Origin of the sequence: Enterococcus sp. AZ163 (assembly GCF_050498925.1) — a bacterium.
In the GTDB taxonomy this organism is placed as follows: domain Bacteria; phylum Bacillota; class Bacilli; order Lactobacillales; family Enterococcaceae; genus Enterococcus_A; species Enterococcus_A ferrettii.
The window spans coordinates 1,216,799-1,234,318 of record NZ_JBIPAO010000001.1; the positions used below are offsets into that span (position 1 = coordinate 1,216,799).

At 38.8% G+C, this 17,520-nt stretch carries 17 protein-coding genes; 12 read left to right on the forward strand and 5 right to left on the reverse strand.

Annotated elements, in window-relative coordinates; all coding sequences use genetic code 11:
* Positions 1-22: 22 nt before the first annotated feature.
* Entirely contained in the window at positions 23-991 is a 969-nt protein-coding gene (locus tag IGI46_RS05935; protein ID WP_429962441.1) for a dipeptidase, read from the forward strand.
* 79 nt (positions 992-1,070) lie between these two features.
* Here IGI46_RS05935 and IGI46_RS05940 read toward each other — a convergent pair whose 3' ends face one another.
* Complete coding sequence (locus IGI46_RS05940; protein WP_429962442.1) at positions 1,071-2,132, reverse strand: LPXTG cell wall anchor domain-containing protein; 1,062 nt, start codon at positions 2,130-2,132, stop codon at positions 1,071-1,073.
* A 225-nt stretch (positions 2,133-2,357) separates the two neighbouring features.
* On the opposite strand from IGI46_RS05940, the gene rnc reads away from it, so the two are divergent.
* Genes rnc through ftsY form a run of 4 tightly spaced genes read left to right on the forward strand, consistent with a single transcriptional unit; the run spans position 2,358 to position 8,772 of the window.
* A complete protein-coding gene (gene rnc, locus IGI46_RS05945; protein ID WP_207702487.1) occupies positions 2,358-3,050 on the forward strand; it encodes a ribonuclease III in 693 nt (230 codons plus the stop codon).
* An 18-nt stretch (positions 3,051-3,068) separates the two neighbouring features.
* Positions 3,069-6,677, forward strand: coding sequence for a chromosome segregation protein SMC (gene smc, locus IGI46_RS05950; RefSeq protein ID WP_429962443.1), 3,609 nt, complete (start codon positions 3,069-3,071; stop codon positions 6,675-6,677).
* A complete protein-coding gene (locus IGI46_RS05955; protein ID WP_429962444.1) occupies positions 6,655-7,464 on the forward strand; it encodes a Cof-type HAD-IIB family hydrolase in 810 nt (269 codons plus the stop codon). Before smc ends, IGI46_RS05955 begins: the two co-directional genes overlap by 23 nt.
* A gap of 9 nt (positions 7,465-7,473) precedes the next feature.
* Positions 7,474-8,772: a signal recognition particle-docking protein FtsY gene (gene ftsY, locus IGI46_RS05960; protein ID WP_429962445.1), complete on the forward strand. Its 1,299-nt coding sequence runs from the start codon at positions 7,474-7,476 to the stop codon at positions 8,770-8,772.
* Between the two features lie 51 nt (positions 8,773-8,823).
* On the opposite strand, the gene IGI46_RS05965 is transcribed toward ftsY, so the two are convergent.
* Entirely contained in the window at positions 8,824-9,129 is a 306-nt protein-coding gene (locus IGI46_RS05965) for an AzlD domain-containing protein (protein ID WP_429962446.1), read from the reverse strand.
* Positions 9,122-9,883 (reverse strand): AzlC family ABC transporter permease, encoded by a 762-nt coding sequence (locus tag IGI46_RS05970; RefSeq protein ID WP_429962447.1) that lies wholly within the window; start codon positions 9,881-9,883, stop codon positions 9,122-9,124. Before IGI46_RS05970 ends, IGI46_RS05965 begins: the two co-directional genes overlap by 8 nt.
* Positions 9,884-10,811: 928 nt before the next feature.
* Here IGI46_RS05970 and gshAB point away from each other — a divergent pair.
* The 6 genes from gshAB to IGI46_RS06000 all read left to right on the forward strand — a co-directional run bounded on the left by gshAB (position 10,812) and on the right by IGI46_RS06000 (position 15,473).
* On the forward strand, positions 10,812-13,070 hold the full coding sequence (gene gshAB / locus IGI46_RS05975; protein WP_429962448.1) for a bifunctional glutamate--cysteine ligase GshA/glutathione synthetase GshB: 2,259 nt from the start codon (positions 10,812-10,814) through the stop codon (positions 13,068-13,070).
* A gap of 154 nt (positions 13,071-13,224) precedes the next feature.
* Positions 13,225-13,683: a helix-turn-helix domain-containing protein gene (locus IGI46_RS05980; RefSeq protein ID WP_429962449.1), complete on the forward strand. Its 459-nt coding sequence runs from the start codon at positions 13,225-13,227 to the stop codon at positions 13,681-13,683.
* A gap of 189 nt (positions 13,684-13,872) precedes the next feature.
* Positions 13,873-14,025 carry a hypothetical protein gene (locus IGI46_RS05985; RefSeq protein ID WP_429962450.1) on the forward strand — a complete coding sequence of 51 codons (153 nt, stop codon included), beginning with the start codon at positions 13,873-13,875 and terminating at the stop codon, positions 14,023-14,025.
* Between the two features lie 94 nt (positions 14,026-14,119).
* Positions 14,120-14,473, forward strand: a complete 354-nt coding sequence (locus IGI46_RS05990; protein ID WP_429973123.1) for a hypothetical protein — start codon at positions 14,120-14,122, stop codon at positions 14,471-14,473.
* A 389-nt stretch (positions 14,474-14,862) separates the two neighbouring features.
* Positions 14,863-15,093: a hypothetical protein gene (locus IGI46_RS05995; RefSeq protein ID WP_429962452.1), complete on the forward strand. Its 231-nt coding sequence runs from the start codon at positions 14,863-14,865 to the stop codon at positions 15,091-15,093.
* Between the two features lie 17 nt (positions 15,094-15,110).
* Positions 15,111-15,473: a hypothetical protein gene (locus tag IGI46_RS06000; protein ID WP_429962453.1), complete on the forward strand. Its 363-nt coding sequence runs from the start codon at positions 15,111-15,113 to the stop codon at positions 15,471-15,473.
* Between the two features lie 287 nt (positions 15,474-15,760).
* On the opposite strand, the gene IGI46_RS06005 is transcribed toward IGI46_RS06000, so the two are convergent.
* Positions 15,761-16,321: a TIGR00730 family Rossman fold protein gene (locus IGI46_RS06005; protein ID WP_429962454.1), complete on the reverse strand. Its 561-nt coding sequence runs from the start codon at positions 16,319-16,321 to the stop codon at positions 15,761-15,763.
* 49 nt (positions 16,322-16,370) lie between these two features.
* On the opposite strand from IGI46_RS06005, the gene IGI46_RS06010 reads away from it, so the two are divergent.
* A complete protein-coding gene (locus IGI46_RS06010) occupies positions 16,371-16,685 on the forward strand; it encodes a MazG nucleotide pyrophosphohydrolase domain-containing protein (RefSeq protein ID WP_429962455.1) in 315 nt (104 codons plus the stop codon).
* A gap of 400 nt (positions 16,686-17,085) precedes the next feature.
* On the opposite strand, the gene IGI46_RS06015 is transcribed toward IGI46_RS06010, so the two are convergent.
* Complete coding sequence (locus tag IGI46_RS06015; RefSeq protein ID WP_207703882.1) at positions 17,086-17,493, reverse strand: hypothetical protein; 408 nt, start codon at positions 17,491-17,493, stop codon at positions 17,086-17,088.
* Positions 17,494-17,520: the final 27 nt, after the last annotated feature.

A 17,520-nucleotide genomic window follows, 5' to 3' on the forward strand; every position in this document is an offset into this window, starting at 1 on the left:
GTTTTTTCGTTGAGGAGGAAAAATGAGAGCGATTGATATGCACTGTGATACGATCATGAAAATCTATCAGGCAACAGGTACTGAACTAAGAGAAAACAATTTTCAAATTGATTTATTTCGGATGAAGGAGAGTCCAACCGTTCTGCAAAACTTTGCAATGTTTATTCCTTTGGACGAGGTAGATGATCCCTATCAGGTCTGTCGCGAAATGATAGCCTGCTATCATACCGAAATGGGGAAAAATACTGACTTGATTCGACCAATTACCACGATGGCTGAGTATGAAGAAAATCAGGCAGCAGGGCGTTTAAGTGCACTTCTGACGATGGAAGAGGGGGCGCCGCTAGCTGGCCGTTTAGATCGGCTGGAGGAGTTCTATGATTTGGGCGTACGTATGTTGACCTTAACCTGGAATTTTGAGAATGAAATTGGGTTTCCGAATGCACTTTATTGGAATGACGCGTTACAAACATTGGATACCAAACAAAAGGGATTAACAGAAATCGGAATAAAAATTGTCCAACGTATGGAAGAACTGGGAATGATCATTGATGTATCTCATGGTTCAGATCAATTAGTACGGGATGTTTTAATGTATACTAAACGCCCCTTTGTAGCTAGCCACTCTAATGCTCGATCAGTTTGTAATCATCCCCGTAATTTATCAGATGAACTGATTCGTGGAATTGGTGATCGGGGTGGAGTAATTGGTATGAATTATTACGAAGCTTTTATTCGTCCGTCAAACAGTCAGCAATCGCTTATCGAAGGCCTAATGCATCATATTCAACATTTCACTCAAATTGGCGGCATAGAATGTGTGGGTCTTGGATCAGATTTCGATGGGATTGAAGAGCATCCGGAGTTATCGGATATTCGGTCAATTGAAAAAATCGAGCAGGCTTTACGAGAAGCAGGATTCTCTGCTAGTGAGCGTGAGAAAATCTTTTATCAAAACGTGGAACGTTTATACCATGAGTTTTTATCATAAGAGAAGATCGTTCGCAACTTGTGAACGATCTTTTTTAGGTTTATCCAACTACTAGTCCTGTTTAGGTTGAATAAAAAAATTAATGACGGGGACGAATTTTTCGTAGCCAGATATAGGCTACAGCCCCAATGATCACTAAGCCGATAACAATCATCCAAGTTGTTTTTTGTTCACCAGTTTTTGGCAACAGCTTTTGAATGACAGTTTGAGTTTCAGAAGAGGAAGGTGTTGTAGCTCCATTATTAACGGTGTTTCCAGCTGATTCTGATGTGCTGGTACTTGTATGATCACTTTGGTCAGTTGAAGTAGCTGGCAATCCTTTTTCAGCATAATTAGAGATTAGGGCAATAACTCCTGGCCATAAGCTGCCTTGTTCTTCAATAATTTTTTGCTGGAAAGGTGCAATTTGCTTTAAGATAGCAATTAGTTCATCATTTGTCAGATCCCGAATTCCCCAAAAGCTACTGTTAGCAGGGTACATTACTTTTAAGTAAGCTTGCAATTGATCGATATCTGAAATCATATCAAGGCTGCTTTTATAATTGTTGGGATTAAAAGCTAAGGCCTTAGCCGCTTCATCATAAGAAATTGTTTTATCCTGGTATAACGCTCTTAACAACCGAGCAAAGCTACTAGCATCCATACCAACGGTGTCGTAGTTATAACGCTCAAATAAGGTTTGAGCATCCAATAATTGCTGATCAGTGTAGCCATCAATTTCTTCTTTAGATAGTAAGTTTCCACCAATTTCGTATAGAGCTTCACGCCATTGTTGAGCGCTAATATTGGCTGATTGTTCTTTAGTTGCTTTAATCCCTGAATCCTTTTCAATACCCTTGATGACTTCTTTTTGGATATCTTCAGCCTTTTTTCCAGAAACCTTTTCAACAGAAGATTGGTTTTGTTCTTCAGTAGCAGGTACGATTGGTTCCTGCTCTGTTGCAGAGCCGCTTGTTCCTGTATTTTTTGAATCATTAGTGAGCTCAGTTGATGTTGTTGTTTGGCTGCTGTCCTCTGTAGATATAACCGTTTCTTCTTGAGCCGCTAAAACTGCTCCATTTCCATTTACTTCAGTTGATTCAGCGTTAACAGTCATAGGAAAAGCCAACACACACGCACCTAACAATAACCATTTTTTCAAAGTAACCACTCCTTAATGTTTTTGTAATGATATTGTAACATAAGTAATTTTATTGTAAATAGAAACTTTGTAGTTTTTTGAAAAAAATTTGGGACTACTTATTCGCAGCAGAAAAATTTCTTCGTTTTTCAAGTTTTTCTTACTATTATCACTTCTCATTTAAAAATTTACCAAAAAACAGTATAATAGATCGTGATGTAAAACTTTAAAAAAGGAATGTAGCCAATGGATACGCAATTGATCAACGAGCTAAAAGAACGCTACGGCATTGTCTTCCAAGATGTCACGTTACTAGAACAAGCTTTTACTCATTCGTCCTATGTCAATGAGCATCGCAATATGCAGCTTTCTGATAACGAACGTTTAGAATTTTTAGGAGATGCTGTATTAGAACTGCAAGTTTCTCATTACTTGTATCGTCAATACCCAGATGTGCCAGAAGGTAAATTAACAAAGTTGCGTTCGGCAATTGTGCGTGAAGACAGCTTGGCTAAGTTTGCAAAAGAATGTCATTTTGATCAATACGTATGGTTAGGTAAAGGTGAGGAGAACTCTGGTGGTCGTAATCGCGCATCATTGTTATGCGACCTATTTGAATCTTTTCTAGGTGCTTTATATTTAGATCAAGGGTATGAAGCCGCTTTGAGATTTATTCAGTCAGTTATTTTCCCAAGAATTGAAGCTGGGGAATTTACCCGAGAAATGGATCACAAAACCCGTTTGCAGGAAGTTTTGCAAAAAAGCGGTGATGTGACGATTGACTATCGCTTAGTTAGTGAAGAAGGCCCGGCTCACGAACGAACATTTACGATTGAAGTATATGTGGATGATCGGATGATCGGTTCTGGAAAAGGCAAATCAAAGAAACTAGCAGAACAAGATGCTGCAGCTAAGGCCTTGGCAGCTCTTAAAGCATAATTGGAGGTACCACCTTTCGTGTATTTGAAACGTATAGAAATAGCTGGATTTAAATCCTTTGCTGAACGCACCAAAATTGAATTCGAAACAGGTGTAACAGCAGTAATTGGACCCAATGGCAGTGGGAAAAGCAATATAACTGAAGCCATTCGTTGGGTATTAGGAGAACAATCAGCAAAAAGCCTGCGAGGCGGCAAAATGCCGGATATCATTTTCGCAGGTTCAGAAGCAAGAAAACAATTGAATATTGCTGAAGTTACCGTTGTTTTGGATAATACAGATCACTATTTGCCTTTGGATTTTAGCGAAGTCAGTGTTACCCGGCGCTACCGTCGAACGGGAGAAAGTGATTTTTTCATCAATAAAAAAGCTTGCCGTTTAAAGGATATTCAGGATTTGTTTATGGACTCCGGTTTAGGTAAAGAATCTTTTTCAATCATTTCTCAAGGTAAAGTTGAGGCAATTTTCAGCAGCAAGCCCGAAGATCGCCGAGGGATTTTTGAAGAAGCTGCAGGAGTGCTGAAATACAAACAGCGTAAACGCAAAGCGGAACAAAAATTGTTTGAAACAGAAGACAATTTGAACCGTGTTCAAGACATTATTTATGAGCTGGAAGATCAATTGACCCCTTTAGCAGCTCAAAGTGAGGCAGCCAAAGAATTTTTGAACTTAAAAGAACAGCTGACTGAAACGGATGTCAGTTTAACAGTGGCAAAAATCAAAGCAAACAAACAAGCTTGGGAGATTGCCTGCCAGGAATTTGAAAGTCTTTCGGCAACGGTTGAGGAACGCTCCCAGTTTATTCGTCGAACGGAAGAACAACTAGGACTACTGCGTGAAAAACGTGGCAAGCTAGATGAAAAGCTGGAAAATGGTCAACAGCAGCTGCTGCATTTAACTGAAGCGTTGAAACAGACCGAAGGACAAAAAGAGCTGTTAAGTGAGCGATCGAAAAATACGCAAAAAACCAGCGAAGAGTATCAAGCATCATTGGATCAAAACCAAGAAAAGCAAGCTGCAGTTGAAGCATCAATTCAACAGCTAGAGGTGCAACAGCAGCAAAAGCAAAGAGAAAAAGCAACATTAGATGCTGAAATTCAGCAGTTAACAGCAGAAGCGATTAAGTACCAAAAATCAACCAAAGAAGTATTGGAAGACTTACGAGGCACTTATGTCGAACTGATGCAAGAGCAGGCAAATGTTAGCAATGAATTGAAGTACCTAGAACGTCAATATACTCAGGAAACTGCTAAGAATCAGCAAAGTGTCTCTCGTTTTGAAGCTTTACAGACTCAGCTAAAAGAAATACAGACAAAACAACAAGCGGCTCAGGAGCGAGCAGAAACAGTTGGAACTCAGTTGACTGACGAACAACAACAATACCGCCAATTGACAGAAGAAACTGCCAAGCAGCAAAAACGTCTGCAGCATGAGCAACAATTAATGTATGAACTGATGAATCAAGTACAGCAAGTACGTGCCCGCAAGAAGAGCCTGCAAGAAATTCAAGAAAATTACAGTGGCTTCTATCAAGGAGTACGCAGTGTCTTACAGCACAAAGACAAGCTTTCAGGTGTAGTTGGAGCGGTAGCTGAGCTGATGGAAGTACCTCAGAAATATGCGTTGGCAATTGAAACGGCTTTAGGAGCAGCAGCACAACATGTTGTTGTGGAGAATGAAGCAGATGCACGTAAGGGAATCACCTATTTACGTCAGCAGCGCAGCGGACGTGCAACTTTCTTGCCTTTGACAACAATTAAACCACGTAGTCTGGCAAATCATCATTATCAGGCTATCAAAGAGCACGAGGGTTTTATCGGCGTAGCCAGCCAGTTGGTTTCCTTTGAGCAAAAAGTTTCAACAGTTATGGAAAACCTGCTAGGTGGTATTGTTATTGCGCAAGACTTAGATAGTGCGAACCAATTAGCAAAGCAGCTGCATTATCAAGTTCGGATTGTTTCCTTAGAAGGCGACGTTATGAATGCTGGTGGTTCTATGACCGGGGGAGCGACTAAGCAAGGGAATCGAGGAAATCTGTTTAATCAAGGTCACGAATTAACCACATTGACGAAGCGTTATGAAGAACTCAATCGTGACTTAAAAAATAAAGAGCTCTTGGTAAAGCAAATGCAGCAATCAATTCAAGAACAAGCGGCTCAAATTGAAGCCTTACGTACCAATGGAGAGCAAACTCGTTTAACCTATCAAGAGGCGCAAAGTGAACTAGAGCGTTTGGAAACTGAATTAACTCGTTTGAAAAAAGAGCAATCCCTCTTTTCTTATGAAGCAAAAGAATTAGATCATTTTTTGAACGAATATCAGGAGCAAAAAACGCAATTAGAAGCGCAAGCTGAACAATTACAAGCTGAACAACAGCGGATTGATCAGGAAATTAAGCAATTAAATCAGGAAAGTGATCTGCTGGAGGAACGACGTACTACTTTGGCTACCCAATTAAGCGGATTGCAGGCGGATCGCGCAGTAATGGAAGAACAGTTGAATCATTTAAATCAGCAGCAAATCATGCAGCACCAGCAACTAACTGTGCTGGTAAATGAAATGGAAAGTTTAGAGAACCAATTGCTGGCTTTATCAAATGATTCTTCGACCCATGAAGAAACAGTGGACAGTTTGAATGAGCGTTTAACAGAGTTAGAAGCAGCCCATGGAGAATTGGTTAATCAATTGACTGATTGGAAGCAAACTCGTCAAGGATTGCAGCAGCAAGTGGATCAGGCTGATGGGGAGCTGACACTGGCAAACCGTGAACAAAAGGAGTTGTTGGCCCGTCAATCACAGGCTGACGTACAAAAAAATCGTTTAGAATTGCAATTAGATAATGAACTGGATTACTTGCAGGAAGAATACAGCTTGAGCTTTGTAGCAGCTGAAGAAATGGCAGATGTGACGATTGATGTTGATCCGGCTCAACAGGAAGTAACGCGCTTGAAGCAAGCAATTGAAAAATTAGGTCCCGTCAACCTGAATGCGATTGAGCAATATGAGCAGGTAGAAGAACGTTATGATTTTTTAACCACTCAAAGAGATGATCTCTTATCAGCCAAGGAACAATTGTTTGAAACGATGGATGAAATGGATGATGAAGTAAAATCACGTTTTTACACCACTTTCCAGGCGATTCGTGAACAATTCAAGCAAGTTTTTCCTAACATGTTTGGCGGCGGTCGGGCAGAACTATTGCTGACGGACCCAAATGATTTGTTGAATACTGGTATTGAAATTGAAGCCCAGCCTCCAGGCAAGAAGCTGCAAAGCTTATCCTTGCTTTCAGGTGGAGAACGAGCATTGACTGCAATTGCTTTACTGTTTTCAATTATCCAAGTTCGACCAGTGCCGTTTTGTGTACTCGATGAAGTGGAAGCAGCTTTGGATGAAGCGAACGTTTCACGTTTTGGCCGCTATTTAAGTTCATTTGAAGATGATACTCAATTTATTGTTGTTACCCATCGTAAGGGAACGATGGAAGCGGCAGATGTTTTGTATGGGGTTACCATGCAGGAATCCGGTGTATCGAAGATTATCTCGGTTCGTCTGGAACAGGTAAATGAAGGTGGAAAATTTGAAACTGGAGAGGAACAGTCCCATGATAAAATTAGTAGCAATTGATTTAGACGGCACATTACTAACGGATGCCAAAACGATTTCTGATAAAAATAAACAAGCTTTGGCCAAAGCCAAAGAACAAGGCGTAAAAATTGTTGTTTGTACCGGCCGACCTTTAATTGCTATTGGTGATTATTTAGAAGAATTGAATTTGATGGAAGAGGGAGATTACTCTATTACCTTTAACGGCGGGCTAATTCAAAAAAATAATACGGGTGATTTATTAGGGAAAACAGCGCTAGATTTAGAACAAGTTCAAGATATTTATGATCTATTCACTGAGCTGCCTTTACCGATGGATATTTTGTCAGATGCTCGTTGTCTACAGCTTGCTACTGCTCCAAAACATACTTCTTTATACCCAACTATGAATAAAAAAGTTACTTACTTTCCGGTAGTAATTGAAGAATTAACTGATAATACTTTGTACAATAAAGTAGTTGCAGCAATCGATGTTGACTATTTAGATGAAAAAATGGCTGAAATTCCGGTAGAATATATCGAACGTTATGAAGTTTGCAAAACACGTCCTAACTTACTGGAATTCATGCCCAATGGTGTCACGAAGGCATATGGCTTAGAAGTTTTAGGCAAAGAGTTGGGAATCAGTGCTAGTGAAATGTTAACGTTAGGTGATGAAGCCAATGATTTACCAATGATTGAATATGCTGGAATAGGCGTAGCAATGGAAAATGCTACGGAAGATGTAAAGACTGCAGCCGATCACGTTACAGCTACCAACCAAGCCGATGGTGTTGCTTTAGCCATCGAAAAATTTGTTTTGAACTAGGAGGAAACGATGGGACTATTTGATCGAATAAAAAATGCCTTCATGAGTGAGAAAAAGGAAGAGCAGGAAACACCTGAATCCAATGAATCGCCAGAAACAGAAACCAGTGAAATTGATAGCCAAACTGCGGAAAATGAAACAAATGAGACGCCTGAGGAAACTGTAGATGCTAATACTCCAACGAATACGAAGGATTTAACTGAGTCTTTTGAGAAAACAGTACCAGAGGCTCCTACGCTAGAGACTGAGGACGCAGAAGAAACACTTGTGGAGGAATCTCAATCAACGGAAATTTTGCCAGAAGAAGAGCTAGATGCACCTACTGAAACACAGGAAGTAATAGAAGAATTGTTGGAGCCTGTTGAAACCTCAGCTCAAGAAAAATACGATAAAGGGTTAGAAAAAACGCGTAAGTCTTTCGGCGACCGGATGAACGAATTATTTGCTCGTTTCCGCCGAGTTGACGAAGAGTTCTTCGAAGAATTAGAGGAGACTTTGATCGGAGCTGATGTAGGCTTTGATACAGCAATCAAGTTGACTGATTCCTTGCGACAAGAAGTGAAGCTGAAAAACGCGAAGAAGCCTTCTCAAATTCAGAATGTTATCATTGAAAAATTGGTAGATATTTATGAAGCTGAAGGGATCGATGAGAATAACCGATTGAATCTGCAGCCTGAAGGTTTATCAATCATTCTATTTGTTGGTGTAAATGGGACGGGAAAAACTACCAGTATTGGTAAGCTGGCCCATCAGTATAAATCAGAAGGAAAGAGAGTCTTGCTGGCTGCAGCAGATACCTTCCGAGCTGGAGCTATTGATCAACTGGTAGTTTGGGGGCAACGTTCTAGTGTAGAAGTTGTTCGGGGCAATGCTGGGGGTGATCCGGCAGCCGTTGTCTATGACGCAGTAGCAAAAGCCAAAAATGAGAATTATGATGTCTTGTTGATTGATACAGCAGGCCGTTTGCAAAACAAAGTTAATTTGATGAATGAGCTGGAAAAAATCAAACGAGTGATTCAACGAGAGTATCCGACGGGACCTCATGAAGTTTTGTTAGTTGTCGATGCAACTACTGGGCAAAACGCTCTGTCACAAGCTCGGCAGTTTAAAGAGACTACTGACGTAACTGGGCTGGTCTTAACCAAGTTAGACGGAACAGCAAAGGGGGGGATTGTCTTGGCAATTCGCAATGAACTGCATTTACCAGTAAAGTTAGTTGGTTTAGGTGAAAAAATTGATGATTTGGCAACTTTTGATCCAAATGATTTCGCAGTAGGCTTATTCAAAGGCTTATTGAAAGAAGACTAAAAAGGGCTTATTCGAACAGACAGCAGCTGCTGACTAGACGAATAAGCTTTTTTAAATGAGCAAAGCTTCTACTATAAGTACTGTAGCGCAACAAACAATGGCTACTTGGAAAAGATTGCCCTGATACCAAGCAGCAAGACTTCCAGCTAGCAAAGCCAATAAACCGGCTAAGGGAACTTGGGTGACCTCTAGGATAGCCGGAAAAGTCATTACCGCTAAAGTGACATAAGGCACATAGTGTAAAAAGGATTGAATAAAAATGTTTTTAATGGGTTTTCGTAGAAGAGTTAATGGTAATAGGCGGACACTGTAGGTGACTACAGACATTATCAGAATATATACATAGATGTTAGGCATGTCTTTCACCTTCTTTGTTGATTGGAAATAAGATTGCAGCCAAGGTACAAAGAATGACCGTTAGGATAATTGTTCGCGAACCACTAGAGATGTTAGCAATAATCGGTGCTTTTGCAGTAACATAACTAGCAGCAAAACTTCCTAACACCAAAGCACCCAATACCTTATTTGTACGCGTTGGAGGTATAATGACGGCTAAGAACATGCCGTACAGAGCCACACTTAGTGCACTGACCAGTAGAAGCGGCAGGATATTACCTGACACAACGCCAATTGCAGTGCCAATAGCCCAGCAGGGAGCAGCAGCTGTTACAGCACCATACATATAATAAGGATTCAAATAACCAGAACGTGCGATCATTAAGCCAAATAACTCATCAGTGATGTCGAAACTCAAAAAAAAGCGATGGCTAAAGGGCATTTGTGGTGATAAACGTTGACTTAAAGCACAGCCCATTAATAAATAGCGAGCATTGGTAATCAATGTAACCAATGCCAATTCTAAATAAGAGCTTTTAGCTGCAATCACAACCAAAGCGGCATATTGTCCAGCAGAAGCATTATTTAACAGACTCATCAAAAAGCCTTGAAAAGCGGACATCCCAGCATTTCTAACGGTAATCCCCAATGAAAATGCAACAGCAAAATACCCAATTCCGATAGGTATTCCATCTTTAACCCCATCTTTAAATACAGTTTTGTTAGCAAGCGTTCGCATATTTTCTTGTTGTGATACCCATTCTTTTTCTTCCATCTCTACTAGAACCCTTCATTTTTTATTGTACGTATTATATCAATAGCATTTATATTAGTAAAACGAATGATTATTATGGATACATAAGTAAATGTAATGGAAGAGAGCCAATTCCTTTTATACTAATTTTGTTGGATCATAAAGGTTGGTCGCTTTATGCAGCAGATTAAGGAGAGTGGTTGTTCTCAAAACAGAACATAAGTACTAGAACAAGATTTAAGAATGATCTAATGCATCGTAAGAAAGATGGATAGACATTAACCAATGATAATCCTTAATTACAAGATATTTCAATAGTTGGACAGACCTTGCAGAGGAAAAATAAGAGGTAAAAGAGTTAAGAAATAGTTTTATTCACAGTAGGACGCGAGTCAGACACTGCTTTCACCAAATGATTAAAGCCTCAAAATTGGAATTTCAGAAGTGAATTTTGTAATTGGATTAGCTATACACACAAGTATTATTGTGTGTATAGGAATTAATGTATTATTTGGAGATTTGTTCGTACATCAGTAGCATCTGAAATTAAGATTCAAGCTGTGAACTAACGATGTAAGGGAGCACTTTTCTTAAGAGACATCCACTAGTGAAACGAAGGGATGTCCTATCATCGTAGACAAACAATGAATCGCAAATTTTATTTAAGATGAAGAACCGTCCAGTGTGATCGTAGTTATATACAAGTAGTAGGAGTTTAAGTTTGAGATTGGGTGCAGGGGACTATCCTATCAGTGAAATGATATTAAAGGTTTGTTTTCTATCATGTAGCAATAGGTGTTGACTGAAAAGGAGAAGAAGTAGTGATCCGCTTGATTCAAAAGTGTCCGGAATGAACCATAGTTTCATCTTGAAAAAATAAATTTAAGCATTTCCATTCTTTTTCAGTCAATAATTCTATATAATAGGCGTGATGAGGAGGCCTGCATAAATGGAAATCAAAGAAATGATGCGCCAAGAAAAAGTAAAACCGTGGTTGTTGCAAGCACGATTTGGAATAGAGAAAGAAAATCAACGGGTTGACCTGCAGGGCCAACTAGCTAAAACTGATCATCCAAAAAATTTAGGTAATCGAAGTTTTCATCCGTATATTCAAACAGATTTTTCTGAAACGCAGTTAGAATTAATTACACCAGTTAGTGATTCAGCCGACGAAGTATTGGCTACTTTAACAGCTATTCATGATGTTGCTCAGCGGAGTATGCCAGAAAATGAAATGATGTGGCCACTATCCATGCCACCCGTTTTACCTGAGAAAGAAGAAGACATTGTGATTGCTAAACTGGAACGACATGAGGATGTATTATATCGTCGTTTCTTAGCTCGCGAATATGGTAAACGCAAGCAAATGGTTAGCGGCATTCATTTCAACTTTGAATATGGGTTAGATTTGGTAAAAGAATTGTTTCAAGTACAAACAGAATTCACCTGTATTGAAGCCTTTAAAACGGAACTGTATATGAAAATTGCTCGTAACTTTTTGCGTTATCGCTGGTTGTTGACTTATTTGTTTGGTGCAACACCAATTAGTGAAACAGGTTATTTTGTCGATGAAGATCGTCCTAATGAACCTGTTCGCAGTATTCGAACTAGCCCATTCGGCTATGTAAACAAGCCGAATGTGAAGGTATCTTATGCTTCGTTGGATCGCTACAGTGAAGACTTGGCTGAAAATGTTGCACAAGGAAGACTTTCTGAAGAAAAAGAATTTTATGCGCCTATTCGCATGCGTGGGGGAAAAAAAGTAGCTGATTTGTTCCATACAGGAATCCGTTACGTTGAATTACGCAACATTGATTTAAACCCTTTCGAACGTGTAGGAATTAATAAAGAAGCGATTGAATTTATTCATTTGTTTATGCTGTATTTATTGTGGACAGATGAGCAGATGCCAGCAGATGAATGGGTGGAGCAAGGAAATCAACTAAATGATGAGGTATCGTTAGAGCATCCTTATGAGCAAACTGCTCATTTAGAAGAAGGCAGGCAGTTATTTGTCAAAATGCAGCAGATGGTTGAGGAGCTAGAGCTTCCTGTAAATGATCTCATAAGCAACTATCAAGAATGGTTAGAACAACCAGAGCTGACGCTGGCTGCTCGTTTGTTGAAGGCTGATGAAGCAGAGGGACAAGCAGCACTAGGCAGAGAATTAGGTCAACGATACTATGAAGAAGCTTATGCACGCTCTTACCAACTAGCAGGTTTTGCGGAGATGGAATTATCTACACAGAATTTATTGTTTGACGCTATTCAAATGGGATTAGAATTTAATGTAATGGACCGCAGTGACCAATTCGTTTTATTAAAGCACGATGATCATAAAGAATATGTGAAGAATGCCAATATGACCAGCAAAGATACCTATATTTCACCTTTGTTAATGGAAAATAAGACAGTGACTAAAATGGTATTGGAGCAGGCAGGTTTTAGAGTTCCCTTAGGAGAAACCTTTACTTCAATTGAGAAGGCTCGAAAGGCTTATCCGCGCTACGCTCAGCAATCGTTTGTTATCAAGCCTAAGTCTACTAACTATGGATTAGGCATCACTATCTTTAAAGAAGGTGCTTCATTAGAGGATTATATAGCTGGTTTAAAAATTGCTTTTAAGGAAGACAATTCAGTTCTGATAGAAGAGTTTATGGAAGGAACTGAGTATCGTTTCTTCGTGATTGATCATCAAGTAAAAGCAGTGCTGTTGCGAATTCCGGCTAATGTAGTAGGCGATGGAAATAAAACGATTAAGCAATTAGTTGATGAGAAAAATCAAGATCCCTTGCGCGGTACTCATCATCGTTCGCCGTTAGAATTAATCCAGTTGAGTGAATTGGAAAAACTCATGCTCAAAGAACAAGGTTTTACTATCGATAGTGTACCTGCTTCTCAGCAACAAGTCTTTTTAAGAGAGAATTCCAATATTTCTACCGGAGGCGACTCCATTGATATCACCGATGAAATGCACGAAAGCTATAAAGAAATAGCAATTGCTGCTGTGGAAGCCTTGGGAGCTGAAATAAGCGGGATTGATTTGATCATCCCAGATAAGGATAAACCTTTTGAGGATAAAGGGGATTATGGGATTATTGAAGCAAACTTCAATCCAGCCATGCACATGCATATTTATCCTTATGCTGGAAAAGGCCGTCGTTTAACACTAAATGTCTTACATCTATTGTTTCCAGAATTAGGTTAATAAAAAGTTCCAGGTATCAATGCTCTTTCAGCTAGAAAGAAGTAGTTGGTATCTGGTTTTTTATTACGCGGAGGTGACTAAAATAAACAATGTGTATTTGCTGTACTAGCTGATTGTCGTTTCTGCTAGAATAAAGGCAGGAGGTTTGAAAAGCATGAGAAATCAGAAGAAAATTACGATTCAGAAAAATTTGCGTTTTTTGCGAATGCAGTACAATTATACTCTGGAGGAGGCAGCTGGAAAAATTGGTGTCACTCGTCAGGCAATGGCTAAATGGGAATCTGGGGATTCGATGCCCGATTTAGTGAATACGATGGCATTGGCGAATCTATACGATGTTACAGTGGATGATTTAATGCGTTTCAATGAAGAGGATTCTCTAACTAAGATTGCACCCAAGGGCAAGCATATGTTTGGAGTAGTGGAAGTTCAAGAACGAGGACAAATTGCCATCCCAAAAGAGGCCCAGGATATTTTTAATATAAAAAAAGGAGATGGCTTTGTACTCTTGGGAGATGAAGATCCTGAATCGTTTGGTTTAGCATTGGTACCAGTTGATCTATTTTTAGGATTCTCAGAAAGAATGAAAAAGGAGCTTCAGGGAAGACAGTAAGTGCTTGTGAGAGCTAAATTTGAGGTAGCACCTGAAAGAATTTGAAAAATAGATTAAATGACTTTCTGATTGACGAAAAGTGGAAGAAGGTTCGTTTAAGATCATTTTTCGACCGTTTCGGACATTTATGACTGCAAATGACTTCTTTTTGTTATTCTTTCCTTAGTATATAGGAATGAGGCAGGAAGAATGAAAGATCAAACAATACTATACTTAATGTTTGCAGCAATACTTTTGAATCTTTTGATCCCGGCACCTTACTGCTGGATAACTCTGGCAGCGGTAGTAATGGTCGGAATTATTTTGCTTGTTCTGGCTCTCAAAAATAAATCCAACGTGTAAAAGCAGAGACTTCAACTCGTGGAGAAACTGTTTTTTGTTTACTCTTTTAAAGAACTTCCGACAGAGATAAAATGAAAGGCAGGGGTGAGGTATGGTGAAAAAAGAAATTGAAGAGATCCTAGCTGCAAAGGACACAAAGGATTCCCTGCAGCGATTTAAAAAATTGGAGATACGCTGCAACGAAAGCAATGAAATGTATCAGTATTGGCCGCTTTACTTAAAAGGGCTAAAGGGACGAAATTCCTGCAATCGTGCTAGATGCTTTAAATTATTGATGAAGACGGTACAGTGGGACAAACAGCAACAGTTGGATGGACACTTGCTCGAAATATTAACTATTTTGGATGATGAAAATTCTATTACGGTTCGTCAGTGTATTCCCTATCTGAGAGAATTGCTAAACGTTCGTCCAGACTTAAAACCTTTGGTAATAAATAAAATGGAGTAGCTGGAATTATCGAAATATAAAGAAAGTATGCAAAGTTTAATCAAACGAGATATTGTAACCTTACTAGATGAGTCAGCTGAGTAATTTGCTTGTTTCATAAAGATTCTTTTGATATGGATATGACACTTAGAAAAGCGAAAGGAACAGAAAATAAACCGATTAAAAGAGCAATTACAAAGAATAAATTCTTACGTTAATAGGCTAAGGTGACGTTTGTTTTTTACATTCGTTCAACCTGAGTAGTTAAAATTCATTTCTTGTTATCGTTGGCATCTTGCAAACAGAACATGCGACCGATATGACGCAACTGATTTTTTTATGTTAACTGTTTTCAATCATTATAGCATTTTACTAATTTATCGAAGAGCACTAAGAAAGAAGGAATCAACATGCTTATTTCTATATTCGGATTATTATTATTACTTTATCCTTTAGCCAGTGTGCCGACTTTATATCAAAACAAAAGACAAACAGGTTTCTTTTTTCCATCTGATCCTCGTTTTTTTGTAATAAAGGATATGCATTTTGGTAATGGATTAAATATGAAGAATAAGTATGCTTTTGCGGTTAATCTGTTGTTAGCTGGACTGCTAATAGTTTTAGGAATGTTAGCAGGCTAAAGAAAGAGGTAGGTATGATGAGAAAGCAAATGAGTTACTTTTTCTTTGTTGTAGGTGCTGTACTTATTAGTAGTTTAATCGAGGTTTTAAAGAGAAGCATGACTTTGTATGCTGTGCTGGGCTATGGTGGACTGTTGGTTTTCTTTGCATTAACCTATTTATTTACACAAAAATGGCTAGTGGGAAGATATGAGCAGTTAGGAATATACACTATTTACTGGTTCTTAGTCAGCACCTTTGGTTCACTGATTTTAGCTGAAAAATCGGCAAGTTTTCTATTGTTGTTTCTTTACTTTGGACTGAGCTTTATTGGGGCACTCAGCTGTTGTGCAATTTTACCCTGGTTGTTTACTAAAAAGAAAATAGGAATACTCAAATAAAGTATTGGTAGTTATTGCTGATACTTTTTTGTTACCTCAAAATAGTTTTTCAACGGATATATAATGTCTGTGAAAGAGAGAAGATCAGTAAAAAAAATACCAGTCAACATTCATTCTGTGTGAACATGTCGATGTTTCAAATAGAAGTATTATGGAATTCTGAAAATGACAAAGGTATAGTATAAACAAATTGAAGAAGTATCTTCCAACATAATGAAAAAAAGGAATTTTAGTTGTTTAAGAGCTGTTCTCATCATCAACCAAGACCAGCTCTCTTTTATTTATCCTTAATATTTCCTTACTTGAGGGGGCTCATAAGCGGTAATAAATTGCTCAATTTCCTGCATTGAATGAGCAAACATCATTTTGCTGCGGTCATCAATAGATAAAAAATCAGTCGCTACCATTTTGTCAAAAAAGTCTTGTAGCGGACGATAATAATCATTGGTATCATAGAAAATACATGGGCTATCATTTTGTCCTACTCGGGCCCAAGAAATAGCCTCGCTGATTTCTTCTAAAGTACCCGGGCCTCCAGGTAAGGCGATGCAGACATCGGCAGCTGCAATCATTTGGTTTTTACGCTGGGACATGGTTTCAACGACAATTAATTCATTTAAATGGGGATGGGCCAATTCGCGTTCCTGCAGAAAAGTAGGAATTACGCCAATGACATTGCCGCCATTTTCTAAGACAGTATTGGCAAGCACACCCATCAGACCTGCTTTACCACCGCCATAAATCAGTTGATGCCCATTTTCAGCAATCCAAGTCCCTAAAGTACGAGCATTTTCACTATAAACTCGTTCATTACCAACACTAGCACCACAATATACCGCTATATTCATAAAAGACCTCGCTTCTTTTTTACTCAGTATAGCAGAATGGAGATAGAAAATGGATATTAATCAATACCAAGAATGGATCAGTGAATTTTACAAGGAGCGCAGCTGGTATCAGTATCCACCTTTTATTCGCGCTAATTTTTTAACAGAAGAGGTTGGTGAAGTTGCCCGTGCCATTCGGACCATTGAAATCGGTCGAGATCGTCCAGATGAGAGGCTGACAACGGATCAGGAACAATTAGATAATTTAACTGAGGAATTGGGGGATGTGTTGGATAATTTATTTATTCTGGCAGACAAATACAATATATCGTTAGAAGATATTATGGAGAGCCATCAAAAAAAATTGTTGGAACGTTACCAGTAAAGTTGTTTGTATAAAAAAGTAGTAACATGACAAAGCAGAAAAGTTTTGCAAATGTTTATCATTGTAAGTTTTCATCACTTGTACAGACAGACCACAAGTAATCCCTTGGCATGAGAAAAACAGTGACGGTATTAAAGACTGGATTTCAGCAACTTTTACAGGTTGAGGTTTTACCAAGTATATAATGAATGCTTATACTTAAAGGGAACGAAAGCAGATATAGTTTAAACGTAATATTGCTTAAGAAAGTAGTCCGTCCATCAACCACTCATGAAAATACTACCAGCAGCAAATCATGTTATTATCTACTGGTTACTATCGCTAATAGTTCAGATGCCTATTAAAAACCTATGAAAAAGGACCCGATTAATGGAGCAAGCGAATCCTTTTTCATAGGTTTTTAATATTCAAATTCTTTGATTCCGATGGTCTGCTTAGTTTCTTCTACTACCAGCCCCGTTTTTTCTTCCCACCATTGTTTCATTTCTTTTTCGAAAGTAGTAGGAAATTGACGGACTAAATCTAGCAAGGGAGCGCCTTGAAGGGTAGCATATGGAAAATTTAACGTTAAATTGTACTTCAGCTCAGTTAGTAAGCTGTAATACTGGAACATGACATAGTACAGTTCTTCCAAATCTTCCTCTGCCAAAACTCTCGGTGCTCGATCTAACATGAAACCTAAACTGCGCATCATGAATAAAAAACCTGGCAACTGTTCTGGACAGATATCATCGACTTCTTTCAAAATATCGATGTGCAGATCGAGCGCTTGCAACAAATCTTTTTTCAACTGCGAATAGGTAACCATAGGCGATCCTCCTTTACTTACTACCTT